This window comes from Catenuloplanes indicus (assembly GCF_030813715.1).
In the GTDB taxonomy this organism is placed as follows: Bacteria; Actinomycetota; Actinomycetes; order Mycobacteriales; family Micromonosporaceae; genus Catenuloplanes; species Catenuloplanes indicus.
This window is the reverse complement of record NZ_JAUSUZ010000001.1, coordinates 4262907-4289675: the sequence shown is the minus strand read 5'-3', so window position 1 is coordinate 4289675 and position 26769 is coordinate 4262907. Positions and strand designations below refer to the sequence as shown.

The window sequence follows — 26769 nt, the reverse complement described above, 5'->3', positions numbered from 1 at the left end:
GAGTAGCGGTGCGGTGAAGACGCTGGGCCGCAGCTACGCCGCCAGGTCGCGGGCCAGGTGGGAGCGGCGGAGGCCGACGCGGGTGAGGCGGTGGAGGTCGGCGCGGGTGTCGTGCATCAGCTGGGTGTGGAAGTAGTTGATGTGTTCGAGGGTGGCGAACGCGGTGAAAAACAAGCCCGGCCACGACTGCGTCAGCGCGGTGAGCAGCAGGCCGGCCAGCAGCAGGGCCGGGTTGATCAGGCGGGCGGCGCGGAAGAACCACAGGCCGGGAACGGTACGGCCGGTTTGTCGTAGCTTGGCCAGCCAGTAGGCGGCGCCCTGCAGCAGCAGGAGGGCGAACAGCGCGAAACCGGTCAACGCGGGGGCGGTGGGCGCGATGTCGAGGACGCCGAACGTGACCCAGGCCCAGAGCGGGATGTTGATCAGTTCGAGCGTGGCGAGCGAGCGGAGCCGGCGGCGGACCCGGGTGCGGGCGGTCATGGGCGCAGGCCGGTGAAGATGGCGGCGAGCGTGCGGGCCTGGAGGCCGGCGGGCCAGGCGGCGGTGAGTGCGCCCTGGCTGGCCGCGGTGAGCAGCGCCGTGACCTCGTCGAGGTGGATCTCCGGACGTACCCGTGCGCGGGTTTGGTCGTTCTCCAGGAGCGTGGCGACGGCGTCGTTGGGGCCGGCCAGCGCGGGTGCGGCGGTGACGTCCCTGGAGAGCAGTGTGACGACGGTGTGGGCGGCGATCTCCTCGGTGCTGGCAGCCGGGCCCTTCGCGGCGAAGACCTCGGTCGCGGTCGCGAGGATGCGGGCGCGGTTGTGGGCTGCGTCGGCGTGCAGCGGCTTCTCGGTCAACGTGCGGCTCCAGGGCGGGGTGGAGTGCCCAGCCTATGTTCGCTGCCGTGCTGACGATTTGCCGGGCCCAATGCAATGGTGCGCACGTGCAAATGCACAATCATTTCGACGAGGGTACGAATTTCTCGCCGGCCCCTGACCGAAAGGCATCGGTCAGGGGCCGAGGTGAAATCCGTTGCTCCTCGGCGTGAACGATCCGGCTCACTGGGCTGTTGCGGCCGCGTGGCGTACCGGCGAGCGGCCGGACCGTGGGGGAGAAGGCGCGCGAGGTCAGCCGACCTTGGCGGCCAGCACCTCCGCCAGTACGTCCACCGGCACTTCGACCACCGTCTCGTGTGACGGGATCTGCAGTTGGGCGAGCGCGTCCGGGTCGGTCACCCGCCAGCCCTGCACGACGAACGTGTCGCGGTCGGTGCGGTAGAGCGACGGGCAGTTCGTGTTGCCCGACAGCACCGTTTTGCGGATGAAGGTGAGCTTCATTCGCTTTTCCTCCTGCTTCTAACCTTTGTCGCTTTGGCCCCATGCCGTGCGATCTGGAGGCATTATGGTCACGCGGCTGGACTTGGCAACGGACAATGTGGGTAGTGCGCACGCATGGTGGACCCGGCGAGCGTCGTTGCGGATTTGTAGCGCCATTCGGTCGCGCATCCTCGTACTTACGGACAGAATTACCGGTACTAACGTCCGACCAATGGTTGCGGGTTTTGTGGCCCTCTGACCGTGTGGGACGATCTAAAAACCCCGGCTCCGACGGGGTCTGCTCAAACGGTGCGAAATGGAGTCCCCCGATGTCCGCAGGTGTTGTCGGAACCAAGGCTCAGCAGCTCATCCTTGTTGCCCTCCTCCTGGTGGCCGCGGTCGCTACGGGCCTCTTCCTGGCGCAGACGACGGGTTCCGAGGCCGGTGTCCACGCCTCCGGCGAGTCCGACGTCGTCGTGGTGGCCGGCGACGGCTGGGAGTGGTGACGCCCGATCACGCAGCCGGCCGTCCGGCCGGTCTCGCTTGAGATCTTGGCGCGCGAGGAGGGTTCGTGCCTGAAGCCGTCAGACGACCCTCCCCGCAGCGCGCCTGGTACGTGTCCGGCCCGCTCGCCGTCCTCACGGTGGTTCTCACCGTCGTCGCGCAGATCGACCGGGATATCCCGCAGTCCGACCTGCTGCTCATTCCGATCTTCTTCGCGCTGTTCCTGATCACGGACGCGACCACGCTGTGGACCACCTCGCGCCGGCAGGGACTGAACGTCACGCTCAACGAGGTCGCGATCGTCCTCGCGTTCTTCTTCATCTCGCCGCTCACCATGGTGGTGCTGCGCTGCGTCGAGCGGATCGCGATCGGGGTGTACCGCCGGGAGATACCGGCCAGGCTCTGGTTCAACGTGACATTGGCGACGTCCTCCGCGGCCTTCGGGTACGTGGTGATCCGCGCGCTCGGCTCGGTCGGCACCGACGTCACGCCGCGCACCTGGCTCGTGCTGATCGCGGGAGTGCTGGCCGCCACCCACTTCGGCCTGGTCGCGGTGGTGCTGGTGCTCGGGCTGGTCGAGGGGAACCTGTCCGGCTCCACGGTGCTGCGCATCGCGGTGCCCGGCTTCTTCGTCACCTGCGGCAACATCATGCTCGGCCTGGCCGTGCTGCTGCTCATCGACCAGACGCCCTGGGCGCTCACGATCATCGGCGCACTGGTCGTCTTCGGCGTCTTCGCCTACCGGTCGTACTCGCAGTTCACCGAGCAACACCGCAAACTCTCCGAGCTGTACGACCTGGTCCGCGACCTGAAGGGCACGGTGCACGACCGGGCGCTGCCGGACGTGCTGCTGCGCCGCGTGCTGGCGCTCACCCACGCGGACTGGTCCACGCTCTGGCTGCCCGCCTCCTCCCGGCACCTGGAGGTGCTGCTCAGCGCGCGGCACAACGCCAACGGTCTGCTGGACACCGTGGTCACCCCGGCCGCGCTGCGCCGCCGCGCGCTGGAGACCGGCGAGAGCATCCTGCTCACCGGCCGGGCCGGCGACCCGGCGCTGCGCGAGCTGCTGCCCGCGGCCGGCCCGCGGGAGGTCATGATCGTGCCGCTGTTCTCCGGCGAGGTGCCGATCGGCACGCTGGAGGTGGCGGGCGAGCGCAACCGGCACGCGCACTTCGACTCCGCCACGGTCGCGCTGATGGAGACGGTGGCGGCGCACGCGGCGGTCGCGGTGGAGAACTCCCGGCTGGTCGATCGGTTGCGGTACGACGCGTACCACGACGGGCTCACGAAGCTGCCGAACCGCCGGCGGATCACCGAGGCGCTCGCCGAGTCGGTCACGGTGAACGCGCCGGACGAGGTGGTCGCGGTGCTGCTGCTGCGGCTGGAGCGGCTGCACGAGGTGAACGAGTCGCTCGGCCAGGTCGCCGGTGACCGCCTGGTGGCCGAGATCGCGGAGCGGCTGCGCGCGGCCGCGCCACCGGCCGCGCTGGTCGGCCGGGCCGCCGGTGACGAGTTCGTGGTCACGCTGCGCAAGCCGTCCGTCGAGGCCGCGACGCAGCTGGCCACCCGGCTGCGCGACGAGATCCGCGGCTCGGTGCGGATCGACGACCTGACGCTGGTGGTGGACGTCGCGGTCGGCGTGGCCGTGTACCCGGACGACAGCCGCGGCGAGTTCGGCCACGCGGACAAGGCGGACCGGCTGCTGCAACGGGCCAAGCTGGCCTGCGCCACGGCCCGCACGTCACCGTCCGGCGTGCAGCGCTTCCACGCCGGCCTGGAGTCGCGGGTCACCCGCCGGCTCGGCCTCGCGGACGACCTGCGTCAGGCGCTGGAGCGGGACGAGATCGAGGTCTACTTCCAGCCCAAGGTGACGCTCGCGGACCGGCGCCTGGTCGGCGTGGAGTGCCTGGCCCGGTGGGAACACCCGGTGCTCGGCACGGTCTCGCCGGAGGACTTCGTGGCGGTGGCGGAGAACACCGGGCAGATCGGCGCGCTCACCGAGGCGGTGCTCCGCGCCGGGCTGCAGCGCTGCCGGGACTGGCCGGACGCCGACGACCCGCTCTCCATCGCGGTCAACATCTCCGCCCGGCTGCTCGACGAGCCGGAGTTCCCGGCGCAGGTCAAGGCGCTGCTGGAGCACTACGGCGTGGCGGCCGGCCGGGTCACGTTCGAGATCGGCCAACCCGCGCTGACCGTGGAGAACGAGCGGCCGCTGCCGGTGCTGCGCCGGTTGCGCGACCTCGGCGTCCGGATCTCCGTGGACGACTTCGGCGTGGGCGCGTCCTCGTTCGGCTACCTGCGGCAGCTACCGATCGTGGAGCTGAAGGTGGATCGGCGTTTCGTGCAGGGCATGGCGACGGACCCGGGCGACCTGGCGGTGGTGCGGGCGGCCGTGATGCTGGCCCGGCAGTTCGGGCTCGGTGCGGTGGCCGAGGGCGTGGAGAGCGAGCTGGCGCTGGATCTGCTCACCGACATGGGGTGCGAGATCGGCCAGGGCTTCCTGTTCAGCCGGCCGCTGCCGTACGAGCGCCTGGAGGCTTGGTACTGGGCGCAGACCGAGGTGGAGGCGACACCGTCCGGCGAGTTCCGCCGGCTCCGAGCGGTGCCCTGAAACCCGCGCTGAGCTGGGTGTTCGCACCGCACGACGCGCCGGGGGGTATCCGATTTCGCCTGGCGAGAGGGGCCGTGTACGCTTATGCCTGCACGTCACGGGAGCGACAAACTCCCAGGCGAGTAGGCCCCCTTAGCTCAGTCGGCAGAGCGTCTCCATGGTAAGGAGAAGGTCTACGGTTCGATTCCGTAAGGGGGCTCTTCGGTCGGAGTGACAACCGACCCTCAGGCTTCGCTCGCCCATGCGGGCACGCGGCCTGGATCGCGGCGGTGTAGCTCAGATGGCAGAGCAAGCGGCTCATAATCGCTGTGTCGCCGGTTCAAGTCCGGCCACCGCTACTTACGTCCGGGGTCCTGATCCCCGGTCCGGGGGTGCACCACGTCGGCCCCCACTTTGCGTACCGCGTGGTCAATCTCCTACGCTGGTACGTCGTAGTATTCAGGTCGTAGGGATTTTTACCCCGCGTTTCGAGGAAGGCACCCCGCCGTGGCTAAGGCGACCGACGTCCGTCCCAAGATCACCTTGGCGTGTGTGGAGTGCAAGGAGCGCAACTACATCACGCGTAAGAACCGCCGTAACGACCCGGACCGCGTCGAGCTGAAGAAGTTCTGCCCCCGGGACGGCAAGCACACGCTCCACCGCGAGACCCGCTGATCCGGTCGCGGTAGACACACGCATCCTCAGGGCGTCCCCGGTTGATCCGGGGGCGCCCTGAGTGCGTCCAGGCGGCCGGTAGGGTGTCCGCCCATGGGGTTGGACCAGTCGTTTACCGGGCGCAGCTACCCGCCCAGCGCGCCCTACCAGGTGGGGCGCGAGAAGATCCGTGAGTTCGCGACCGCGATCGGCGCCGAGGACCCGGCCTATCACGACCCGGAGGCCGCGCGGGCGCTCGGCTACCCGGACGTGATCGCGCCGCCGACGTTCCCGATGGTGCTGAGCATGGCCACGAGCCGCCAGATCGTCGAGGACCCGGCGCTCGGCGTCGACTACAGCCGGGTCGTCCACGGCGATCAGCGCTTCGCCTACCGCCGTCCGGTGACCGCCGGGGACGAGTTGGTGTGCGTGAACTCGATCGAGAGCATCAACGCGCGTGGCGGGCACGACTTCCTGACCACACGCAGCGAGATCGGCACCAGTGCCGGCGAGGCGGTCGTCACGGTCTGGACCATGTTCGTGGTCCGCGGCGAGGAGGGCTGAGCACCATGGAGCTTCCCACCCAGCGCTACCGGGTCACCCGGGCCGACCTCGTGCGGTACGCGGGCGCCTCCGGCGACTTCAACCCGATCCACTGGAGCGAGAGCTTCGCGGCCAAGGTCGGCCTACCGGGCGTGATCGCGCACGGCATGCTCACCATGGCGCTGGTCGGCCGCGCGGTCACCACGTGGGCCGGCCGCCCGGACGCGATCGTCGAGTACGGCGTGCGCTTCACCCGTCCGGTCGAGGTGCCGGACACCGAGGACGGGACCGAGGTTCAGGTCTCCGCGGTGGCGAAGGACACGGACGACCCGGGCCTGGTGCGGCTCGACCTGACCGCGACCTGCGCCGGAGTGAAGGTGTTGGCCCAGGCCAAGGCCGTGATCAAGCGGCCCTGAGGGGGCCGTGCGCCAGTTATGGGGGTGGCCGGTTGGGAAAGTCCGCCGGCTACCCGTACACTGGTGCGCCGTGGGGTAGTCACTACTCGTGACTTCCTCAAAGGGGTGTAGCTCAATTGGCAGAGCAGCGGTCTCCAAAACCGCAGGCTGCAGGTTCAAGTCCTGTCACCCCTGCGCCTAAGGCCTAACCGGCCCGGGGGATTGCGCTGGTAGACGGCGTTGATCCCGTGGTGGTGGTGTGCGGCAACTTCGCCGAGGATCGGCTGCGGCAGCTTCGCCGAGGATCGGCCGCGGTGTGAGCCCGGGCGGTGTCAGCCGGATCCGCCGCCGCAACCCGGACCGTCGGGCGGCGGGCGTGTAAGGGCGTCGACGTTCATGCGTTTGCGTCTGACCAACGACCCCGCGATGGAAGAGGGCGAAGTGGCCGAGAGGAAGCGACGCGGCGAGGACCCCGCCGACGACAACCTGAACGACGAGACGTTCGAGGACGCCGTCGAGGACGAGGATGACGTCGCGGACGAGCCGGTCTCGCGTGGCGGCACCGCCACGCTGTCCAAGGCCAAGACCGAGGCGGCCGACAGCCCCTCCAAGGAGAAGAAGCCCCGCCGCGGCCCGTTCGCGCGACTCGGCCGGTTCTTCCGCGAGGTCGTGGCCGAGCTTCGTAAGGTCATCTGGCCGACGCGGAACGAGCTGCTGACCTACACCGCCGTCGTGATCGTGTTCGTCGCGGTCATGATGACGATCGTGGCCCTGCTGGACTTCGGCTTCGCCAAGGGCATTCTGGCCATCTTCGGCTGAGCCGCGCCCGGTTCCGGCCGAGTTCGATTTGTTTATGGAAGTGAGCAAGCGTGCCTGAGTACGACGAGACCGACGGCGTCGACGAGCAGTCGTCGATCGCCACGGCCAATGGCGAGCTCGCCGCGGCCGACGACGAGTCGGCCGAGGCCGCCAGCGAGCCGGAGGTCGAGACCGCGCCGGTCGCGGCCGCCCCGGCGGAGGACGACGAGGACTACGACCCGGTCGCGGAGCTGCGGCAGAAGCTGCGCTACGCGCCCGGCGACTGGTACGTGGTGCACTCGTACGCCGGTTACGAGAACAAGGTCAAGACGAACCTCGAGACCCGCATCACCTCGCTGGACATGGAGGACTACATCTACCAGGTGGAGGTCCCGGTCCGCGAGGAGGTCGAGGTCAAGAACGGCAAGCGTCAGCAGGTCAGCGCCAAGGTCTTCCCCGGCTACATCCTGGTCCGGCTGGAGCTCACGCCGGAGTCGTACTCCTGCGTCCGGAACACTCCGGGCGTCACCGGCTTCGTCGGCGCGACCGACCGGGCCGACCGGCCCGCCCCGCTCTCCCTCGACGAGGTGCTGAAGTGGCTGGCGCCCGCGGTGGAGAAGGAGGAGAAGAAGGCCAAGGTGGAGGTCAAGGTCCTCGACTTCGAGGAGGGCGACTCCGTCACGGTCACCGACGGTGCCTTCGCCTCGCTGCCCGCGACGATCAGCGAGATCAACGCCGACCAGCAGAAGCTCAAGGTGCTGGTTTCGATCTTCGGTCGCGAGACGCCGGTCGAGCTGAACTTCAACCAGGTCTCCAAGATCTGACCCGTCCCACACTGGCGCGTCGTCGACTGCGCTAGTCTTGAACGTCGGCCCGCGGGCACGCTTCGGCGTGTCCGCTTGTCCGATGATCAGGTTGTTTGACTGTGCCGCCTTAGGCGAGGTGGCAGCGGCGCATTCCCGGCGGCAGATGCGCCGAAGTCAGAAGACAAAGCCGCACCTTTCGAAGCCCAGGAAGAGACATGCCTCCCAAGAAGAAGCTGGTCAAGACGTTCACGCTGCAGCTGCCGGCGGGCCAGGCCACCCCGGCGCCGCCGGTCGGCCCCGCGCTGGGTCAGCACGGCGTGAACATCATGGAGTTCGTCAAGGCCTACAACGCGCAGACCGAGTCGAGCCGTGGCGACATCGTCCCGGCCGAGATCAGTGTCTACGAGGACCGGTCGTTCACGTTCGTCCTGAAGACCCCGCCGGCCGCGCGTCTGCTGCTCAAGGCCGCCGGTGTCCAGAAGGGCTCGGGCGTCCCGCAGGCCACCAAGGTCGGTTCGGTCAGCCGCGCCCAGCTGCGCGAGATCGCCGAAAAGAAGATGTCCGACCTGAACGCGAACGACGTCGAGCAGGCCGAGAAGATCATCGCCGGCACCGCCCGGTCGATGGGCATCACGGTCAAGGACTGACTTTCCCTCGTAACACCCATCGTGGGAGGGCACGCCAGACGGGCGTGACCCGCCAATGACCACAGGAGTACGCCGAACATGGCACTGAGCAAGGCATACAAGAAGGCCTCGGAGCAGATCGACAAGTCGAAGCTCTACACCCCGGCCGAGGCGGTCAAGCTCGCCAAGGAGACGACCGCCACGAAGTTCGACCCCACCGTCGAGGTCGCGATGCGCCTCGGCGTCGACCCGCGCAAGGCGGACCAGATGGTCCGCGGCACGGTCAACCTCCCGCACGGCACGGGCAAGACGGTCCGCGTGATCGTGTTCGCCGCCGGCGCCAAGGCCGAGGAGGCGGAGGCCGCCGGTGCCGACGCCGTCGGCAGCGACGAGCTCGTCGCTCGCATCCAGGGTGGTTGGCTGGACTTCGACGCCGCTATCGCGACGCCCGACCAGATGGCCAAGATCGGCCGGATCGCGCGGATCCTGGGCCCGCGCGGCCTGATGCCGAACCCGAAGACCGGCACCGTGACCATGGACGTCACCAAGGCCGTCTCGGAGATCAAGGGCGGCAAGATCACCTTCCGGGTGGACAAGCACTCCAACCTCCACCTGATCATCGGCAAGGCCTCGTTCTCCGAGGCGCAGCTGGTGGAGAACTACGCCGCCGCGCTGGACGAGGTCCTCCGGGCCAAGCCGTCCGCGGCCAAGGGCAAGTTCCTGAAGAAGATCACCTTCACCACCACGATGGGCCCGGGTATCCCGGTCGACCCGAACATCGTGAAGAACGTGGAGAACGCCGAGTAGTACCGCTCGACGAGAAACGCCCCCGGCCGCGACGGCCGGGGGCGTTTTCGCATGCGTGGTCAGCCGACCCAGCCGCCCGCGGTGAAGTGCGCCAGCAGGACGCCCTGGAGCATCAGCGCGGCCGTCGCGTAGACCTGCGTCGGCAGCTTCAGGTGACCCAGGATGATGAACGCCGGGAACACCTCCAGAGCGAAGCGCGGCGCGGACATCAGCGACTGGTTGCGGTTCTCACCCGCGGGGAACGAGATCGCGAAGAGCAGCAGCGCGATGCCGAGCAGCGGCAGCATCCACTGGTCGCGGCGCATCCGCCAGGGCCCGGCGAAGCAGAGCGTCAGCAGCCCGATCAGCGCCAGCACCGAGGCAAGGTCGAGCAAGTTGTGCAGCGTACCGTTCTGCGCCAGCGGCGCGGTGGCGACCACCTCGGCCGCGTCCACGATGCCGGTCCACGGCCAGTCCAGCTCGCGGCCCCACGGCTTCTGCGCCTCCAGGAACAGCAGCGGATCGCCGAACCGCCACCACAACCAGCCGGCGTACGCGACCAGGCCGCCCGGCATCAGGCCGACCGCGAGCACGTTCCAGCGCCACCGGAAGCCGTTCTGGCGCAGGTACTCGTACGCGAACGCGAGCGCGAGCAGCACGCCGACCGAGCGGGTCGCGGACGCGAACCCGCCGAGCACGCCGGCCACCCACCAGTGCCCGCGGCGCATCGCGTAGACCGCGCCCAGCATCAGCGCGATGAACAACGAGGCGTTGTACCCGATGCCGAGGAAGAAGGCGACCGGCCAGGCCGCCATCGCCCAGCAGGTCCGCACCGCCACCGCCGGGCTGAACTCGACCTCCGTCAGGCGGTAGAGCAGCGTGTACATGGCGAACATGGCAACCGCGGCGACGGCGATCGCGGTGAACTTCGCGCTGCCGGGCAGCAGCATGTCGGCGCCGCGGACCAGCATCGGGTAGAGCGGGAAGAAAGCCGGGTCGACCGGATGGGTGCCGTAGCCGTTCTCGGCGAGCCGGGTGAAGACCATCGCGTCGTAGCGCCACCAGCTGCGCATGAGGTCCACGAACGCGATCGGGTTGCCGTGCGGCCGGCCGTACTGCGTGAAGAGCGTGACGGTGATCCAGGCCAGATAGGAGGAGGCCCAGACCGCACCGCCGATCCGGATCGCGGGCCACCAGGACTTCCCGGGGCCCTCGGACGCCGGCGGGGCGGCGGGCCGGGTAGCCGGGTTCGAGCCGGCCTTCGGAGCGTCGGCATGATCGCCGTTCTCGACCGTACGCTGGGTGGGTGTCTCTGCGGGCACGGCGGCTGATCATGGAGCGCGTCGGCACGCAGGGCAAGCGGATGTCCGACTTCGGGGCGAAAAGTTCTCAAGATTTAACCTGACGGGGCCCGCCCGCCCCCGGATTTGGCGATGACCGGACGGGCCGCTAGTCTTGGTCGGAGTTTCACCCATAGACCGCTGGTCGCCGCGCCTCATGGTGTGGCCGAAGGTCCCGTCCGACGGGCGACCCGCGCAGGGCGAGCGCTAGAACGTTGGATCCGCCGCGGCTCCCGAGCCGCGCCCGGCCCCGTGCGCTGTCCTGCGCCGGGGCTTTCTCGTTGTCCGGGGCAGACCAGCCGCAAGCAACGAGAAGGGAGGGACATGGCGGACAAGCCGGTTCGGGCCGACAAGGCCACTGCCGTCGCCGAGCTGACGGAGCACTTCCGTAACTCGGGCGCCACCGTGCTCACCGAGTACCGGGGCCTGACGGTCGCGCAGCTGACCAAGCTGCGGCGCTCGCTGGGTCGCGAGACCACCTACGCGGTCGCGAAGAACACGCTCGCGAAGCGCGCCGCGACGGACGCGGGCATCTCGGGCCTCGACACGCTGTTCACCGGTCCTACCGCGCTCGCCTTCGTTTCCGGCGACCCCGTCGAGGCGGCGAAGAGCCTTCGTGATTTCTCGAAGGCCAACCCCGCGCTCGTCATCAAGGGCGGCGTTTTCGAGGGCAAGGCCATCTCGGCCGCCGAGGTCAACAAGCTCGCCGACCTCGAGTCCCGTGAGGTGCTGCTGGCCAAGCTGGCCGGCGGCATGAAGGCCAGCCTCAGCAAGGCCGCTGCGCTCTTCCAGGCGCCGCTGTCCAAGGCCGTCCGCACGGCGGCCGCGCTGCAGGAAAAGCGTGAGAAGGAGGGCGCGGAGGCCGCCTGAGGCCCTCTGCGCTCGGTAAGACCCCAACCACAGACCTGACCCGCGAGCCCGCTCGCGTGTTGCAGAAGCAAGAGGAAGGACCGCCGACATGGCGAAGCTCAGCACCGACGAGCTGCTCGACGCGTTCAAGGAGATGACGCTGATCGAGCTCTCCGAGTTCGTGAAGCAGTTCGAGGAGACCTTCGACGTCACCGCCGCCGCCCCGGTCGCCGTCGCGGGCCCGGCCGGCCCGGCCGCCGCCGCGCCGCAGGAGGAGGAGAAGGACGAGTTCGACGTCGTCCTCGAGGCCGACGGTGGCAAGAAGATCCAGGTCATCAAGGTCGTGCGCGAGCTGACCGGCCTGGGCCTGAAGGAGGCCAAGGACGTCGTCGAGTCGGCGCCGAAGGCCATCCTCGAGAAGGTCAACAAGGAGACGGCCGAGAAGGCCAAGGAGAAGCTCGAGGGCGAAGGCGCCAAGGTCACCCTCAAGTAAGTCCTGCGTTTCCGCGGAAGGCGGGCGTCCCGGCCGGGGCGCCCGCCTTCCGGCGTTCCGCAGTGGCATTCGTCACTCGCGGGGTCGCTCCGGGCATCGGTACGGCGCTGCCCGGTTTAGCCGGCCGGCGTAGTCGGGCAGGTCGGCCGTACCGCCGCTGGGGGATGCTGTTCGGCATCGTCCGATTGCGGACCGTATTAGGTGATCACTAAACCTTCTGATTCGCCAGGCATATTGCCGGATTTACGGCTTATGTGGCCCGTTTCGGACGCTTGTCGTCGATCACCGGGCTCCGACCCGCCTCGCAGCCCTTGACGTGGGCTGTGGGGGCAGGCACGCTAAACGGCAGCAAGACCTTCCGCGCTTGCGACGGCCCCGACCCGGGTAATACCGGGGGCGAACCGACAGAGTCACGCCGCGTTCCGAGCGGCCCGGCGAGCACCGATCAGGTGCGCCCGGCCTGTTCCGCGACGACCTGTGGTGGGGGGCTGGACAGCGGTTAGCCGTGCGGCTACACTGCTAGTTTGCGCTGCCTTCTCACTACAGCCCTGCCCTGGAATGCTCAGACCGGTCATTCCGCCCATGCGGGGTCAGTTGGGGTGCGCGCATAACGGCCGTTTTGCAGCACCGGTCCTCGGAAGGACGCATCTTGGCAGCTTCCCGCCCTGCGAAGACCAGTCGTACGTCGAGCGCATTCGCTCCCCGCCGAATCTCCTTCGGCAGGATCACCGAGCATCTTGAGGTCCCGAACCTCCTGGCAATCCAGAACGAGTCCTTTGACTGGCTTGTCGGCAACGACGCTTGGCAGAACCGATCGGCTGACGACCCGAACGCACGTTCGGGCCTTGCGGAGATTCTCGACGAGATCAGTCCCATCGAGGACTTCTCCGGCACCATGTCCCTCTCCTTCTCCGCACCGCGCTTCGACGAGGTCAAGGCCTCGATCGAGGAGTGCAAGGAGAAGGACCTGACCTACTGTGCCCCGCTGTTCGTGACCGCGGAGTTCACCAACAACACCACTGGCGAGATCAAGAGCCAGACGGTGTTCATGGGTGACTTCCCGATGATGACCCCCAAGGGCACGTTCATCATCAACGGCACCGAGCGCGTCGTGGTCAGCCAGCTGGTCCGCTCGCCCGGCGTCTACTTCGACAAGCAGCCGGACAAGACGTCCGACCGCGATCTCTCCAGCGTCAAGGTGATCCCGAGTCGGGGTGCCTGGCTGGAGTTCGACATCGACAAGCGCGACACCGTCGGTGTCCGCATCGACCGCAAGCGCCGGCAGGCCGTCACGGTTCTGCTCAAGGCGATCGGGTGGTCCGCCGACCAGATCCGCGAGAAGTTCGGCTGGTCCGAGCTGCTCATGACGACGCTGGAGAAGGACCACATCGCCGGGCAGGACGAGGCCCTGCTCGACATCTACCGCAAGCTCCGTCCCGGCGAGCCGCCGACCCGGGAGAACGCGCAGACCCTGCTCGACAACCTCTTCTTCAACCCGAAGAGGTACGACGTGGCAAAGGTCGGCCGTTACAAGTTCAACAAGAAGCTCGAGATCGACGTCCCGATCACCACGGGCGTGCTGACCGAGGACGACATCGTCGCCACCGTGGAATACCTCGCTCGCCTGCACGCGGGTGAGGAGGGCTACGAGGCCGACGACATCGACCACTTCGGCAACCGTCGTCTGCGTACGGTCGGCGAGCTCATCCAGAACCAGGTCCGCGTGGGCCTGTCCCGGATGGAGCGCGTCGTCCGCGAGCGGATGACCACGCAGGACGTCGAGGCGATCACGCCGCAGACCCTGATCAACATCCGTCCCGTCGTGGCGGCGATCAAGGAGTTCTTCGGTACGTCGCAGCTGTCCCAGTTCATGGACCAGACCAACCCCCTGGCGGGTCTGACCCACCGCCGGCGCCTCTCCGCGCTGGGCCCGGGTGGTCTGTCCCGGGAGCGGGCCGGCTTCGAGGTCCGTGACGTGCACCCGTCCCACTACGGCCGGATGTGCCCGATCGAGACGCCGGAAGGCCCGAACATCGGCCTGATCGGTGCGCTCTCGACGTTCGCGCGGGTCAACCCGTTCGGCTTCATCGAGACGCCGTACCGGAAGGTGGTCGACGGCCGGGTCACCGACGAGATCGACTACCTGACCGCCGACGAGGAGGACCGGTTCGTCAAGGCGCAGGCAAACGCGCCGCTGTCGAGCGACGGCACCTTCGCGGAGGAGCGGGTCCTGGTCCGCCGTAAGGGCGGTGAGGTCGACTTCGTGCCCGGCACGTCCGTCGACTACATGGACGTCTCGCCGCGGCAGATGACCTCGGTCGCCACCGCGATGATCCCGTTCCTCGAGCACGACGACGCGAACCGCGCGCTCATGGGCGCGAACATGCAGCGTCAGGCCGTGCCGCTGGTCAAGGCGGAGGCCCCGCTGGTCGGCACCGGCATGGAGTACCGTGCCGCGGTCGACGCCGGTGACGTGGTGGTGGCCGAGGTCGGCGGTCTGGTCGAGGACCTCTGCGCCGACTACATCACGGTCCACCAGGACGACGGTCACCGTCGTACCTACCTGCTGCACAAGTTCCGCCGCTCGAACGCCGGCTCCTGCGTCAACCAGAAGCCGACCGTGTTCGAGGGTGACCGGGTCGAGGCCGGCCAGGTCATCGCGGACGGTCCGTGCACCGACGAGGGCGAGATGGCCCTCGGCCGGAACCTCCTGGTCGCGTTCATGACCTGGGAGGGCCACAACTACGAGGACGCGATCATCCTGTCGCAGCGCCTCGTGCAGCAGGACGTGCTCACCTCGATCCACATCGAGGAGCACGAGGTCGACGCGCGGGACACCAAGCTCGGCCCGGAGGAGATCACCCGCGACATCCCGAACGTCAGCGAGGAAATGCTGGCGGACCTGGACGAGCGGGGCATCATCCGGATCGGCGCCGAGGTCGTCCCCGGCGACATCCTGGTCGGCAAGGTCACGCCGAAGGGCGAGACCGAGCTGACCCCGGAGGAGCGGCTGCTCCGCGCGATCTTCGGTGAGAAGGCCCGGGAGGTCCGGGACACCTCGCTGAAGGTGCCGCACGGCGAGACCGGCACGGTCATCGGCGTCCGGACGTTCTCGCGTGAGGACGGCGACGAGCTGCCCCCGGGCGTGAACGAGCTGGTCCGGGTGTACGTGGCCCAGAAGCGCAAGATCCAGGACGGTGACAAGCTCGCGGGCCGGCACGGCAACAAGGGCGTCATCTCCAAGATCCTGCCGGTCGAGGACATGCCGTTCCTGGAGGACGGCACGCCGGTCGACATCGTGCTCAACCCGCTGGGTGTGCCCTCGCGAATGAACATCGGCCAGGTCCTGGAGACCCACCTCGGTTGGGTGGCCAAGACCGGGTGGAACGTCGAGGGTGACGACGAGGAGTGGAAGCGCCAGCTCCGCTCGATCAACGCGCACACCAGCGAGCCGAACACGAACGTGGCGACGCCGGTCTTCGACGGCGCGCGGGAGGACGAGATTCACGGTCTCCTCGCGAGCACGCTGCCGAACCGCGACGGCACGCAGCTGATCGGCAGCTCCGGCAAGGCGAAGCTGTTCGACGGCCGCTCGGGTGAGCCGATCCCGGACGCCATCTCGGTCGGGTACGTCTACATCCTGAAGCTGAACCACCTGGTCGACGACAAGATCCACGCTCGCTCGACCGGTCCGTACTCGATGATCACGCAGCAGCCGCTGGGTGGTAAGGCGCAGTTCGGTGGTCAGCGTTTCGGCGAGATGGAGTGCTGGGCCATGCAGGCCTACGGCGCCGCCTACGCGCTGCAGGAGCTGCTGACGATCAAGTCCGACGACGTTCTGGGCCGCGTGAAGGTGTACGAGGCCATCGTCAAGGGCGAGAACATTCCGGAGCCGGGTATCCCGGAGTCCTTCAAGGTGCTCCTCAAGGAGCTGCAGTCGCTGTGCCTGAACGTCGAGGTGCTCTCCAGCGACGGCGTTGCTCTTGAGATGCGCGAGACGGACGACGAGGTCTTCCGGGCCGCGGAGGAGCTGGGTATCGACCTGTCCCGGCGCGAGCCGAGCAGCGTCGAAGAAGTCTGAGGTTCCAGGTGAGGGGCGGGTCCGCCCGCCCCTCACCTGCCCCGGAGCCCAACTAGCCTTAAAGACACGACACGAGGGATATATAACGTGCTCGACGTCAACTTCTTCGACGAGCTCCGCATCGGGCTGGCCACCGCCGACGACATCCGGCAGTGGTCGCACGGTGAGGTCAAGAAGCCTGAGACGATCAACTACCGCACCCTGAAGCCCGAGAAGGACGGACTCTTCTGCGAGAAGATCTTCGGTCCGCAGCGGGACTGGGAGTGCTACTGCGGCAAGTACAAGCGGGTCCGGTTCAAGGGCATCATCTGTGAGCGCTGCGGCGTCGAGGTGACCCGCTCCAAGGTCCGCCGTGAGCGGATGGGCCACATCGAGCTCGCCGCCTCGGTGACCCACATCTGGTACTTCAAGGGCGTCCCGAGCCGGCTCGGCTACCTGCTGGACCTGGCGCCGAAGGACCTCGAAAAGATCATTTACTTCGCGTCGTACGTCGTGACGAGCGTCGACACCGAGGCTCGCCACCGCGACCTCTCGACGATCGAGAACGAGATCTTCGCGGAGAAGCGCCAGTCGGAGAACAGCCGCGACTCGGAGATCGAGAAGCGCGCCGCCAAGCTGGAGCAGGACCTCGCCGAGCTGGAGGCCGAGGGCGCGAAGGCCGACGTGCGCCGCAAGGTCAAGGAGTCCGGCGAGCGCGAGATGCGCCAGATCCGCGACCGCGCGCAGCGTGAGATCGACCGGCTTGACGAGGTGCTCGACACCTTCCGCAAGCTGGACAAGAAGCAGCTGGTCACGGACGAGCTGCTGTACCGCGAGCTCCGTGACCGCTTCGGTGACTACTTCACCGGCGGCATGGGCGCCGAGGCGATCAAGGCGCTGCTGGAGGGTCTCGACCTCGACGCCGAGGCGGAGAACCTCCGCGAGATCATCCGGTCCGGCAAGGGCCAGCGGAAGATCCGTGCGCTCAAGCGGCTCAAGGTCGTGGCGGCGTTCCTGAACACCCGGAACTCGCCGCTCGGCATGGTCCTGGACTGCGTCCCGGTCATCCCGCCGGACCTGCGCCCGATGGTGCAGCTGGACGGTGGCCGCTTCGCGACCTCCGACCTGAACGACCTGTACCGCCGCGTGATCAACCGGAACAACCGGCTCAAGCGCCTGATCGACCTGGGCGCCCCGGAGATCATCGTCAACAACGAGAAGCGGATGCTGCAGGAGGCCGTCGACGCGCTGTTCGACAACGGCCGCCGCGGCCGGCCGGTCACCGGCCCGGGTAACCGCCCGCTGAAGTCGCTGTCCGACATGCTCAAGGGCAAGCAGGGCCGGTTCCGTCAGAACCTGCTCGGCAAGCGCGTGGACTACTCCGGCCGTTCCGTCATCGTGGTGGGCCCGCAGCTCAAGCTGCACCAGTGCGGCCTGCCTCGCATGATGGCGCTGGAGCTGTTCAAGCCGTTCGTGATGAAGCGCCTGGTCGACCTGAACCACGCGCAGAACATCAAGTCGGCCAAGCGCATGGTCGAGCGTCAGCGCCCGGTCGTGTGGGACGTGCTGGACGAGGTCATCACGGAGCACCCGGTTCTGCTGAACCGTGCGCCGACGCTGCACCGTCTCGGCATCCAGGCCTTCGAGCCGCGGCTGGTCGAGGGCAAGGCCATCCAGATCCACCCGCTCGTCTGCACCGCGTTCAACGCGGACTTCGACGGCGACCAGATGGCGGTGCACGTGCCGCTGTCCGCCGAGGCCCAGGCCGAGGCGCGGATCCTGATGCTGTCCTCGAACAACATCCTCAAGCCGTCCGACGGCAAGCCGGTCACCATGCCGACCCAGGACATGGTCATCGGCCTGTACCACCTGACCCACCTCAAGCCCGAGGGCAAGGGTGCGGGCCGGGTGTTCAGCTCGGACGCCGAGGCGCGGATGGCGTTCGACAACGGCGAGCTGGCCCTCGGTGCCCCGGTCAAGATCCGGCTGCGGGACGTGGTCAGCGTCGACAACGGCGCCAAGGGCGAGAAGTGGGACGCGCCGGAGGGCTGGGAGCCGGGTCAGCAGCTGCTGGTCGACACCACGCTGGGCCGCGTGCTCTTCAACGAGACGCTGCCGGTCGGGTACCGCTACGTCAACTACGAGATTCGCAAGGGTCAGCTCTCCGCGATCGTCAACGACCTCGCGGAGCGCTTCCCGAAGGTGACGCTGGCGGCGACGCTGGACGCCCTGAAGGAGTCCGGTTTCCACTGGGCGACCTGGTCCGGCGTGACCATCGGTATGGGCGACGTCGTCGCGCCGCCCGGCAAGCCGGCGATCCTCGAGCGGTACGAGAAGGAGGCCGCGCAGATCGACAAGCAGTACCAGCGCGGTCTGATGACGGCCGAGGAGCGCCGCGGCGAGCTGATCGAGATCTGGACCAAGGCGACCAACGAGGTCGCCAAGGAGATGGACACCGCGCTGCCGCAGAACAACCCGCTCTGGGTCATGATCAACTCGGGTGCTCGCGGTAACCTGCTGCAGCTCCGTCAGATCGCGGCGATCCGTGGTCTGGTGGCCAACCCGAAGGGCGAGATCATCCCGCGGCCGATCAAGGCCTCGTACCGGGAGGGTCTGTCCGTGCTGGAGTACTTCATCTCCACGCACGGTGCCCGCAAGGGTCTCGCGGACACCGCGCTGCGTACCGCCGACTCGGGTTACCTGACCCGTCGTCTGGTGGACGTGTCGCAGGACGTGATCATCCGTGAGGAGGACTGCGGCACCGAGCGCGCGATCCCGATGCAGGTGCTCGAGCGGGACGCGGCCGGTGTGCTCCAGATCCACGAGCACGCCGAGACCGGTGTGCACGCGCGGACGCTGGCCGACACGATCACCGGGCCGGACGGCCAGGTGGTCGCGGAGCGCGGCACCGACATCAACTCGATCCTGGTCGACAAGCTGCACGCGGCCGGCGTCGAGAACGTCCGGGTCCGGTCCGTGCTGACCTGCGAGTCGAAGCTGGGCGTCTGCGCGGCGTGCTACGGCCGTTCGCTGCCGACCGGTAAGACCGTGGACGTCGGCGAGGCGGTCGGCATCATCGCGGCCCAGTCCATCGGTGAGCCGGGTACGCAGCTGACGATGCGTACCTTCCACACCGGTGGTGTCGCGGGTGAGGACATCACCCAGGGTCTGCCGCGTGTCCAGGAGATCTTCGAGGCGCGCGTGCCCAAGGGCAAGGCGCCGATCGCAGACACTCCCGGACGCGTCCGGATCGAGGACGGCGAGCGGGTTCGCAAGATCATTGTGGTGCCGGACGACGGCAGCGACGAGATCGTGTACGACAAGATCTCGAAGCGCGCCAAGCTCCGTCGCCAGGACGGCGAGCACGTGCAGGTCGGCGAGAAGCTCACCGAGGGCACCATCGACCCGCACGAGCTGCTCCGCATCCTCGGCCCGCGCGCGGTCCAGGTCCACCTGACCCAGGAGGTCCAGGAGGTCTACCGCTCGCAGGGTGTGCTGATCCACGACAAGCACATCGAGATCATCATTCGCCAGATGCTCAAGCGGGTCACCGTCATCGACTCGGGCTCCACCGAGTTCCTGCCGGGCCTGCTGGTCGACCGCGCGCTCTTCGAGTCGGAGAACCGCCGCCTGGTCGCCGAGGGCGGGGAGCCGGCCGCCGGCCGTCCCCAGCTCATGGGCATCACGAAGGCGTCGCTGGCCACGGACTCGTGGTTGTCGGCGGCCTCCTTCCAGGAGACGACCCGCGTCCTCACCGACGCGGCGATCAACTCGCGCAGCGACTCGCTCGTGGGCCTGAAGGAGAACGTGATCATCGGTAAGCTCATCCCGGCCGGTACCGGTATCTCCAAGTACCGCAACGTCCGGGTCGAGCCGACCGAGGAGGCGAAGGCCAAGGTCTACTCGATGACCGGGTACCCGGAGACCGACTACGGTTTCGGGCCGGCCAGCGGGCAGGCCGTGCCGCTCGACGACTTCGACTTCGGGTCGTACCGCTGAGCTGCTTGATCTAGTTTTCTGAACCACCGCCGGAGGCGGGGACGCGGGATGCGTCCCCGCCTCCGGTGTTTCGCGAGGGATGATGGGTGCATGAGCTTTCCTCAGGCGGTGGTCGGGCCGGGGCGGCATCCGCTCGATCCGGAGCCGGTGCGGTCCACCAAGGCGCCGGCCGTATTCGCGCTCGGGCTGATCGCGTTCCTCGCCGGGCCGCTGGTCGGCGGCCTGGTGCCGGCCACGATCGCGCTGCTGCTGGCCCGGCAGGCGGAGCGCGAGGCGTACGCGTCCGGCGGTTACCTGACCGGGGCCGCGTGGATCCGCCGCGGCACCGTGCTCGCCTGGTCCGGGATCACGCTCGCGGCCTGCGCGCTGGTGCTGGCGCTGGTCGTCGGAATCTTCAACTACGCCAACGCACCGCTGCAGGACTTCGCGCCCGGCATCGACTGACACGGGCGTGCTCCGCTGTGCCATGCTCGGCGGACGCCCTCGACGCACGCGAGGCCCCGCGAGGCCGCGGGGACAGTGGGAGGAGAACACAGGCGTGACCGAACAGCCGCAGGGCGGGCACCCCGATTCCGTGTGGCAACGACCGGCGGCCGGATCCGAGCCGTCGCGCGCGCCCGATCCGCCGTCCGCGGCCGAGCCGCTGTCCGCGCCCGAGCCGGTGCATGCGGCCGAGCCGCCGCGTGCGGCCGAGCCGGCGGGTGCGGCCGAGCCAGGGCCGGCGGTCACGGAGGTTCCGGCGCCTACCCCGGCAGCTTCCGGGGCGGCGGCCGCGCAGCCGGGGCCGTCCACTGTGGGAGCCGGGCCGCTCGTCAACGGACCGGGAGCGGGAATGCCGCCACACGCGGCGCCGGGACCGGTGCGCCCCGCGGCCTATCCCGGTCATCCGCCGTATCCGGGGCAGCCCTATCCCGGGTCGGCGTCCCCGGCTCAGCCGTATCCCGGGCAGCCGTATCCGGGGCAGCCGTATCCGGGGCAGCCGTATCCGGGGCAGGCCTCGTGGGCCCAGGCATATTCCGGGCAGCCGCATGCCGGCCAGGGGTATCCGGCGCAGTCGTTCGGCGAGCAGATGTATCCGGGCTACGGGCATCCGGGGCAGGCCGGTCCTGGGTATTACGGGCAACCTGCGGCGTATCCGGTAGCGCCCGGCTCCGGGTATTCCGGCCAGCCGGCGGCGAATCCGGTGGCGCTCGGTTCCGGGTATCCCGGGCAGCCGGCGGCGTATCCGGGGCAGGCCGGTTCTGGTTACCCCGGGCAGCCGGTGGCCCACCCCGGGCCGGGTGGCCCGCCGCCGGCGGCGTACCCGGGATATCCGGCGGTGCCGGCGCAGCAGCTGGTCGCGGTGATGGCGCACCCGGGGTACGCGATGGCCGGTGCGCCGCTGCCGGCCGGGCCGCGGGCCGCGGCGTACCCCCGGACGGGTCTGCACGGGTTTCCGCCGCCGCCGCGGGAGGGCTGGGGGAACGCGGAGCGGGTGGAGCCGGTGCCGGAGACGCCGTTCGCGGTGGTGCACCTGGAGGTGCCCGCGGTGGTGTCCGGGCTCGCGATCGGGTCGCTGATCACCGGGAGTGCGGCGCTGCTGGTGTCGTTCGCCGTGGCGTGCTTCGGGCTGCTCGGCGCGCAGGGTGGCTGGGGCGGCCTGGTCGCCGGTGCGTTCGCGTTGCTGGCGGTGATCGCGGGCGTCGGAGCGGTGGTGCAGGGCACCGGCGCGCTGCGGCAGGTGCGCCGGCCGGCCGAGGCGTCGTCGATCCGGTTCAGCGGCCGCGGGCTGGCGATCGCCGGCCTGTCGCTCGGCGGTGGCGGGGCCGTGGTGGCGCTGCTCTCCCTGCTGATCGTGGTGGTGCTGAGCCTGTCGTAGGTACTTGCCCGGCGGCCCGTCGGCATGTAGGGAGTCAGTGAATGGCGTCCCTGGGGACCGGGTACACTTGGCTTTGCAGAGTGGTTCGTCGCTGAAGGTGTCAGCATCAGGAGTTCTGGATCCCGGGTTTCCCGGTGCCGGATCGCCGGGTGTGAGGTCCGAAGCCGGAGATCCGTTGGGAGTCGTGTAGTGGGGAGATAGCTCTCCTTACCGTCCGGTTTTGACCAGCGCCCTCACGGTGGGTACTCTTTCCCTTCGTGCCCGGGCTAGCCCGGGCAACTTGTGCGTGCGCCGTTCGGTCCGGATTTCAGAGTCCGGATGAGCGATGCGCACCACGACAATGGCAGACCAGCGCGAGTCTTCACCGCGCGACCGTAGCGCCGGGCGACACGCCCGACCGCGGGGGTCGAGAGGCCTACTCCCAGCAGGCCCCCCGATCGGCAGCAAGAGGCAAGACCGGCGCAGCCGGGTAGGTAAGACAGACGGTCCGGTCGCCACAAGGGCGGCCGCCACGGAAGTTAACGGGCCCACGGGCCCGGACAGGACAGGGAGCGGAGTACCCGGTGCCCACGATCCAGCAGCTGGTCCGCAAGGGCCGCCAGGCGAAGACGAGTAAGACCAAGACGCCGGCGCTGAAGGGGAGTCCCCAGCGTCGCGGAGTCTGCACGCGCGTCTACACCACCACCCCGAAGAAGCCCAACTCGGCGCTGCGCAAGGTCGCTCGTGTCAAGCTCAGCAGCCAGATCGAGGTGACCGCGTACATCCCGGGTGTGGGTCACAACCTGCAGGAGCACTCGATCGTGCTCGTGCGTGGCGGTCGCGTGAAGGACCTGCCGGGCGTTCGCTACAAGATCATCCGCGGTTCGCTCGACACCCAGGGTGTGCGTAACCGCAAGCAGGCGCGCAGCCGCTACGGCGCGAAGAAGGAGAAGAGCTGACATGCCGCGTAAGGGCCCCGCTCCCCGTCGGCCGCTGACGCCGGACCCGGTTTACAACTCGCCGCTGGTCACCCAGCTGGTGAACAAGATCCTGATGGACGGCAAGCGCGCGCTCGCCGAGCGCATCGTCTACGGCGCCCTCGAGGGCTGCCGGGAGAAGACCGGCACTGACCCGGTCGTGACGCTCAAGCGCGCCATGGACAACGTCAAGCCGACCCTCGAGGTCCGCAGCCGCCGTGTCGGTGGCGCGACCTACCAGGTGCCGGTCGAGGTCCGCCCGTCCCGCGCTCTGACGCTGGGCCTGCGCTGGCTGACCACGTACTCCAAGGCCCGTCGCGAGAAGACCATGATCGAGCGGCTGCAGAACGAGCTGCTCGACGCGAGCAATGGCCTCGGTGCCGCCGTCAAGCGGCGCGAGGACACGCACAAGATGGCCGAGTCCAACAAGGCCTTCGCGCACTACCGCTGGTAATCCAGCCGCCCGGCGCCGGTCTCGGCCGGCCGCCGGGCACACCGCTGGATTACCCGGCGCAACCCTCATCCGGTGCCTGCCGGGTGATTCAGCAACCCGACGAGACGACGAAGTAGGGATTACAGTGGCCGCCGCAGACGCGCTCGCCAACGTACGCAACATCGGCATCATGGCGCACATCGATGCCGGTAAGACCACGACTACTGAGCGAATCCTGTTCTACACCGGTATCACGTACAAGATCGGTGAGGTCCACGATGGCGCGGCCACCATGGACTGGATGGAGCAGGAGCAGGAGCGTGGCATCACCATCACCTCCGCCGCCACGAAGTGCGAGTGGAAGGGCCACACGATCCAGATCATCGACACGCCCGGCCACGTCGACTTCACGGTCGAGGTCGAGCGGTCGCTGCGCGTGCTGGACGGCGCGGTGGCGGTCTACGACGGCGTCGCCGGCGTAGAGCCGCAGACCGAGAATGTCTGGCGGCAGGCCGACAAGTACAACGTCCCGCGTATGTGCTTCGTCAACAAGCTCGACCGGACCGGCGCGGACTTCTACCGCTGCGTGCAGATGATGAAGGACCGGCTCAACGCCACCACCCTGGTCCTGCAGATTCCGATCGGCAACGAGTCGGACTTCATCGGTGTCGTGGACCTCATCACCATGAAGGCTCTCACCTGGCGTGGTGAGACCCAGAAGGGTGAGGACTACGCGATCGAGGAGATCCCGGCGGACCTCCAGGCGGACGCCGAGACCTGGCGCTCGCTGCTTCTCGAGACGCTCGCCGAGAACGATGACGAGATCATGGAGAAGTACCTGGAGGGCGAGGAGCTCTCGATCGAGGAGATCAAGGCCGGCATCCGCCGCGCCACGATCGCCGGCAAGGCGAACCCGGTGCTCACCGGTTCGGCGTTCAAGAACAAGGGCGTCCAGCCCATGCTCGACGCCGTGGTGGACTACCTGCCGTCGCCGCTGGACATCCCGGCCATCGAGGGCACCAAGACCGACGGCGAGACGCCGCTGTTCCGCAAGCCGTCGAACGACGAGCCCTTCTCCGGCCTGGCTTTCAAGATCCAGACGGACAAGCACCTGGGCAAGCTCACCTACGTGCGGGTCTACTCCGGCACGCTCGACTCCGGTTCTCAGGTGGTCAACTCCACCAAGGACCGCAAGGAGCGGATCGGCAAGATCTACCAGATGCACGCGAACAAGCGTGAGGAGCGCCCCCAGGCGCAGGCCGGTGACATCATCGCGGTCCAGGGTCTGAAGCAGACCACCACCGGTGACACGCTGTCCGACCCGGCGAACCCGGTCATCCTCGAGTCGATGACGTTCCCGGAGCCGGTCATCTCGGTGGCGATCGAGCCGAAGACCAAGTCGGACCAGGAGAAGCTGGGCACCGCGATCCAGCGCCTGGCCGAGGAGGACCCGACCTTCCGCGTCCGCAACGACGAGGAGACGGGCCAGACGGTCATCTCCGGCATGGGCGAGCTCCACCTGGACATCCTGGTGGACCGCATGCGCCGTGAGTTCAACGTCGAGGCGAACGTCGGCAAGCCGCAGGTGGCGTACCGCGAGACCATCCGCCGCAAGGTGGAGAAGGTCGAGTTCACGCACAAGAAGCAGACCGGTGGTTCGGGTCAGTACGCCCGCGTCATCGTCAGCCTTGAGCCGCTGCCGCTGGACAACGACGCCGCGACGTACGAGTTCGTGAACGCGGTCACCGGTGGTCGCATCCCGAAGGAGTTCATCCCTTCGGTCGACGCCGGTGCACAGGACGCCATGCAGTACGGCATCCTCGCTGGCTACCCGCTGGTCGGCGTCAAGCTGACGCTGGTCGACGGCCAGTACCACGAGGTCGACTCGTCCGAGATGGCGTTCAAGATCGCCGGCTCGATGGCGCTGAAGGAGGCGGCCCGCAAGGCCGACCCGGCGCTGCTCGAGCCGATGATGGCCGTTGAGGTCACCACTCCTGAGGAGAACATGGGTGACGTCATCGGTGACCTCAACTCCCGCCGCGGCATCATCCAGGCCATGGAGGAGCGGAGTGGCGCTCGCGTCGTCCGCGCTCAGGTGCCGCTGTCGGAGATGTTCGGCTACGTCGGCGACCTGCGGTCGAAGACCCAGGGCCGGGCGAGCTACAGCATGCAGTTCGACTCCTACGCCGAGGTCCCCGCGTCCGTGGCCAAGGAGATCATCGCCAAGGCGACCGGGGAGTAATTCCACCCCGGGCCCGTCTCGGCGGGCTGTGTGAGACCTGGCCTGACGGCCGAAGCGGCCTCAAAGACCGCAGTGTCACGGGCCGGATGCCAATCCGGCCCGTGGCGCACAGTCGACAATGTTCGCGGCGCCCCAGCCGGCGCCGTGCGCAAACGAACCAGACAGTCCACAGGAGGACCCAGTGGCGAAGGCGAAGTTCGAGCGGACTAAGCCGCACGTCAACATCGGCACCATTGGTCACATCGACCACGGTAAGACGACGCTGACTGCGGCCATCACCAAGGTCCTGCACGACAAGTACCCGGACCTGAACCCCTACACGCCGTTCGACGAGATCGACAAGGCGCCGGAGGAGAAGGCCCGCGGTATCACGATCTCCATCGCGCACGTCGAGTACCAGACCGACAAGCGGCACTACGCCCACGTCGACTGCCCCGGCCACGCGGACTACATCAAGAACATGATCACCGGTGCCGCGCAGATGGACGGCGCGATCCTGGTGGTCGCGGCGACCGACGGCCCGATGCCGCAGACCAAGGAGCACGTGCTCCTGGCCCGCCAGGTCGGCGTTCCGTACATCGTCGTGGCGCTCAACAAGAGCGACATGGTCGACGACGAGGAGCTCCTGGAGCTCGTTGAGCTCGAGGTTCGCGAGCTGCTCAGCACCTACGAGTTCCCGGGCGACGACCTGCCGGTCGTGCGTGTCTCGGCGCTCAAGGCGCTGGAGGGCGACCCGGAGTGGACCGGCAAGCTGCTCGAGCTGATGGACGCGGTCGACACCGCGATCCCGCAGCCGGACCGTGAGACCGAGAAGCCGTTCCTCATGCCGATCGAGGACGTCTTCACGATCACCGGTCGTGGAACGGTCGTCACCGGCCGCGCCGAGCGCGGTATCCTCAAGCCGAACGAGGAGGTGGAGATCGTCGGCATCCGCGAGAAGTCGACCAAGACGATCTGCACCGGTATCGAGATGTTCCGCAAGGTGCTGGACGAGGCGCGTGCCGGCGAGAACGTCGGTCTGCTCCTCCGCGGCATCAAGCGCGAGGACGTCGAGCGCGGCATGGTCGTCATCAAGCCGGGCACCACGACTCCGCACACGGAGTTCGAGGGCCAGGTCTACATCCTCTCCAAGGAGGAGGGTGGCCGGCACACGCCGTTCTTCCAGAACTACCGTCCGCAGTTCTACTTCCGGACCACCGACGTGACCGGCGTCGTGACCCTCCCCGAGGGCACCGAGATGGTCATGCCGGGCGACTCCACCTCGATGGCGGTCAAGCTGATCCAGCCCATCGCCATGGAGCAGGGCCTGAAGTTCGCGATCCGTGAGGGTGGCCGCACCGTCGGCGCCGGCACGGTCACGAAGATCATCAAGTAAGTAAACAGGTACCCCGATTAGCGTTGCCGTTCGGTAATACGGCATACTAGTCAGGTTGCGTCCGCGCGGGGCGGCTGGATGTGTCATGTCCGGTCGCCCTCGCCCGGCGTCTGGGGTTTGTTGATCAATGAATAGTTGGTTGATCGCCCAGGGCGCCCCGATCCCGG

Annotated in this window: 23 protein-coding genes and 3 tRNA genes; 22 read left to right on the top strand and 4 right to left on the bottom strand. The window is 68.3% G+C overall.

Features of this window, described 5'->3' with window-relative positions; all coding sequences use genetic code 11:
- Positions 1–33 precede the first annotated feature (33 nt).
- The 3 genes from J2S42_RS19280 to J2S42_RS19270 form a co-directional block, all read right to left on the bottom strand.
- Complete coding sequence (locus J2S42_RS19280; RefSeq protein ID WP_307241093.1) at positions 34–480, bottom strand: hypothetical protein; 447 nt, start codon at positions 478–480, stop codon at positions 34–36.
- Positions 477–836 (bottom strand): SbtR family transcriptional regulator, encoded by a 360-nt coding sequence (locus J2S42_RS19275; RefSeq protein WP_307241091.1) that lies wholly within the window; start codon positions 834–836, stop codon positions 477–479. Before J2S42_RS19275 ends, J2S42_RS19280 begins: the two co-directional genes overlap by 4 nt.
- A gap of 270 nt (positions 837–1106) precedes the next feature.
- Positions 1107–1316 (bottom strand): hypothetical protein, encoded by a 210-nt coding sequence (locus J2S42_RS19270; protein ID WP_307241089.1) that lies wholly within the window; start codon positions 1314–1316, stop codon positions 1107–1109.
- Positions 1317–1624: 308 nt separating this feature from the next.
- Here J2S42_RS19270 and J2S42_RS19265 point away from each other — a divergent pair, with 308 nt between their 5' ends.
- The 12 genes from J2S42_RS19265 to rplA all read left to right on the top strand — a co-directional run bounded on the left by J2S42_RS19265 (position 1625) and on the right by rplA (position 9018).
- Positions 1625–1801, top strand: coding sequence for a hypothetical protein (locus tag J2S42_RS19265; RefSeq protein ID WP_307241087.1), 177 nt, complete (start codon positions 1625–1627; stop codon positions 1799–1801).
- 65 nt (positions 1802–1866) lie between these two features.
- Positions 1867–4410: a putative bifunctional diguanylate cyclase/phosphodiesterase gene (locus tag J2S42_RS19260; RefSeq protein WP_307241086.1), complete on the top strand. Its 2544-nt coding sequence runs from the start codon at positions 1867–1869 to the stop codon at positions 4408–4410.
- Positions 4411–4536: 126 nt separating this feature from the next.
- Positions 4537–4609 (top strand) — tRNA-Thr (locus J2S42_RS19255).
- Positions 4610–4675: 66 nt separating this feature from the next.
- Positions 4676–4748 (top strand) — tRNA-Met (locus J2S42_RS19250).
- A 148-nt stretch (positions 4749–4896) separates the two neighbouring features.
- The gene (rpmG, locus tag J2S42_RS19245) at positions 4897–5064 is read left to right on the top strand and encodes a 50S ribosomal protein L33 (protein WP_306837514.1); all 168 of its coding nucleotides are present in this window, start codon (positions 4897–4899) and stop codon (positions 5062–5064) included.
- 93 nt (positions 5065–5157) lie between these two features.
- A complete protein-coding gene (locus J2S42_RS19240; protein ID WP_307241084.1) occupies positions 5158–5607 on the top strand; it encodes a MaoC family dehydratase N-terminal domain-containing protein in 450 nt (149 codons plus the stop codon).
- Between the two features lie 5 nt (positions 5608–5612).
- Positions 5613–6002 (top strand): MaoC family dehydratase, encoded by a 390-nt coding sequence (locus J2S42_RS19235; protein WP_307241082.1) that lies wholly within the window; start codon positions 5613–5615, stop codon positions 6000–6002.
- A gap of 101 nt (positions 6003–6103) precedes the next feature.
- A tRNA-Trp gene (locus tag J2S42_RS19230) sits at positions 6104–6176 on the top strand.
- Positions 6177–6422: 246 nt separating this feature from the next.
- Positions 6423–6800: a preprotein translocase subunit SecE gene (secE, locus tag J2S42_RS19225; RefSeq protein ID WP_307248850.1), complete on the top strand. Its 378-nt coding sequence runs from the start codon at positions 6423–6425 to the stop codon at positions 6798–6800.
- 50 nt (positions 6801–6850) lie between these two features.
- Positions 6851–7603: a transcription termination/antitermination protein NusG gene (nusG, locus tag J2S42_RS19220; protein WP_307241080.1), complete on the top strand. Its 753-nt coding sequence runs from the start codon at positions 6851–6853 to the stop codon at positions 7601–7603.
- A 197-nt stretch (positions 7604–7800) separates the two neighbouring features.
- On the top strand, positions 7801–8232 hold the full coding sequence (gene rplK, locus J2S42_RS19215; protein ID WP_307241078.1) for a 50S ribosomal protein L11: 432 nt from the start codon (positions 7801–7803) through the stop codon (positions 8230–8232).
- A 78-nt stretch (positions 8233–8310) separates the two neighbouring features.
- The gene (rplA, locus tag J2S42_RS19210) at positions 8311–9018 is read left to right on the top strand and encodes a 50S ribosomal protein L1 (protein WP_307241076.1); all 708 of its coding nucleotides are present in this window, start codon (positions 8311–8313) and stop codon (positions 9016–9018) included.
- A gap of 59 nt (positions 9019–9077) precedes the next feature.
- Here the strand turns inward: rplA and J2S42_RS19205 are convergent, their stop codons facing one another.
- Positions 9078–10319, bottom strand: a complete 1242-nt coding sequence (locus J2S42_RS19205) for a glycosyltransferase 87 family protein (protein WP_307241074.1) — start codon at positions 10317–10319, stop codon at positions 9078–9080.
- A 342-nt stretch (positions 10320–10661) separates the two neighbouring features.
- Between J2S42_RS19205 and rplJ the strand changes: the two genes are divergently transcribed.
- The 10 genes from rplJ to tuf all read left to right on the top strand — a co-directional run bounded on the left by rplJ (position 10662) and on the right by tuf (position 26602).
- Positions 10662–11207, top strand: coding sequence for a 50S ribosomal protein L10 (gene rplJ / locus J2S42_RS19200; RefSeq protein ID WP_307241072.1), 546 nt, complete (start codon positions 10662–10664; stop codon positions 11205–11207).
- A gap of 88 nt (positions 11208–11295) precedes the next feature.
- Positions 11296–11679, top strand: coding sequence for a 50S ribosomal protein L7/L12 (gene rplL, locus J2S42_RS19195; RefSeq protein ID WP_307241069.1), 384 nt, complete (start codon positions 11296–11298; stop codon positions 11677–11679).
- 649 nt (positions 11680–12328) lie between these two features.
- The gene (gene rpoB / locus J2S42_RS19190; RefSeq protein WP_307241067.1) at positions 12329–15760 is read left to right on the top strand and encodes a DNA-directed RNA polymerase subunit beta; all 3432 of its coding nucleotides are present in this window, start codon (positions 12329–12331) and stop codon (positions 15758–15760) included.
- A gap of 87 nt (positions 15761–15847) precedes the next feature.
- Complete coding sequence (locus J2S42_RS19185; protein WP_307241065.1) at positions 15848–19738, top strand: DNA-directed RNA polymerase subunit beta'; 3891 nt, start codon at positions 15848–15850, stop codon at positions 19736–19738.
- 90 nt (positions 19739–19828) lie between these two features.
- Positions 19829–20182 (top strand): hypothetical protein, encoded by a 354-nt coding sequence (locus J2S42_RS19180; RefSeq protein WP_307241063.1) that lies wholly within the window; start codon positions 19829–19831, stop codon positions 20180–20182.
- Between the two features lie 874 nt (positions 20183–21056).
- Positions 21057–21596: a hypothetical protein gene (locus tag J2S42_RS19175; RefSeq protein WP_307241061.1), complete on the top strand. Its 540-nt coding sequence runs from the start codon at positions 21057–21059 to the stop codon at positions 21594–21596.
- 563 nt (positions 21597–22159) lie between these two features.
- A complete protein-coding gene (gene rpsL / locus J2S42_RS19170) occupies positions 22160–22534 on the top strand; it encodes a 30S ribosomal protein S12 (protein ID WP_033342866.1) in 375 nt (124 codons plus the stop codon).
- A 1-nt stretch (position 22535) separates the two neighbouring features.
- Positions 22536–23006 (top strand): 30S ribosomal protein S7, encoded by a 471-nt coding sequence (gene rpsG / locus J2S42_RS19165; protein WP_307241059.1) that lies wholly within the window; start codon positions 22536–22538, stop codon positions 23004–23006.
- A gap of 124 nt (positions 23007–23130) precedes the next feature.
- Positions 23131–25227, top strand: coding sequence for an elongation factor G (gene fusA, locus J2S42_RS19160; protein ID WP_307241057.1), 2097 nt, complete (start codon positions 23131–23133; stop codon positions 25225–25227).
- Positions 25228–25408: 181 nt separating this feature from the next.
- A complete protein-coding gene (gene tuf / locus J2S42_RS19155) occupies positions 25409–26602 on the top strand; it encodes an elongation factor Tu (RefSeq protein ID WP_307241055.1) in 1194 nt (397 codons plus the stop codon).
- Positions 26603–26769: the final 167 nt, after the last annotated feature.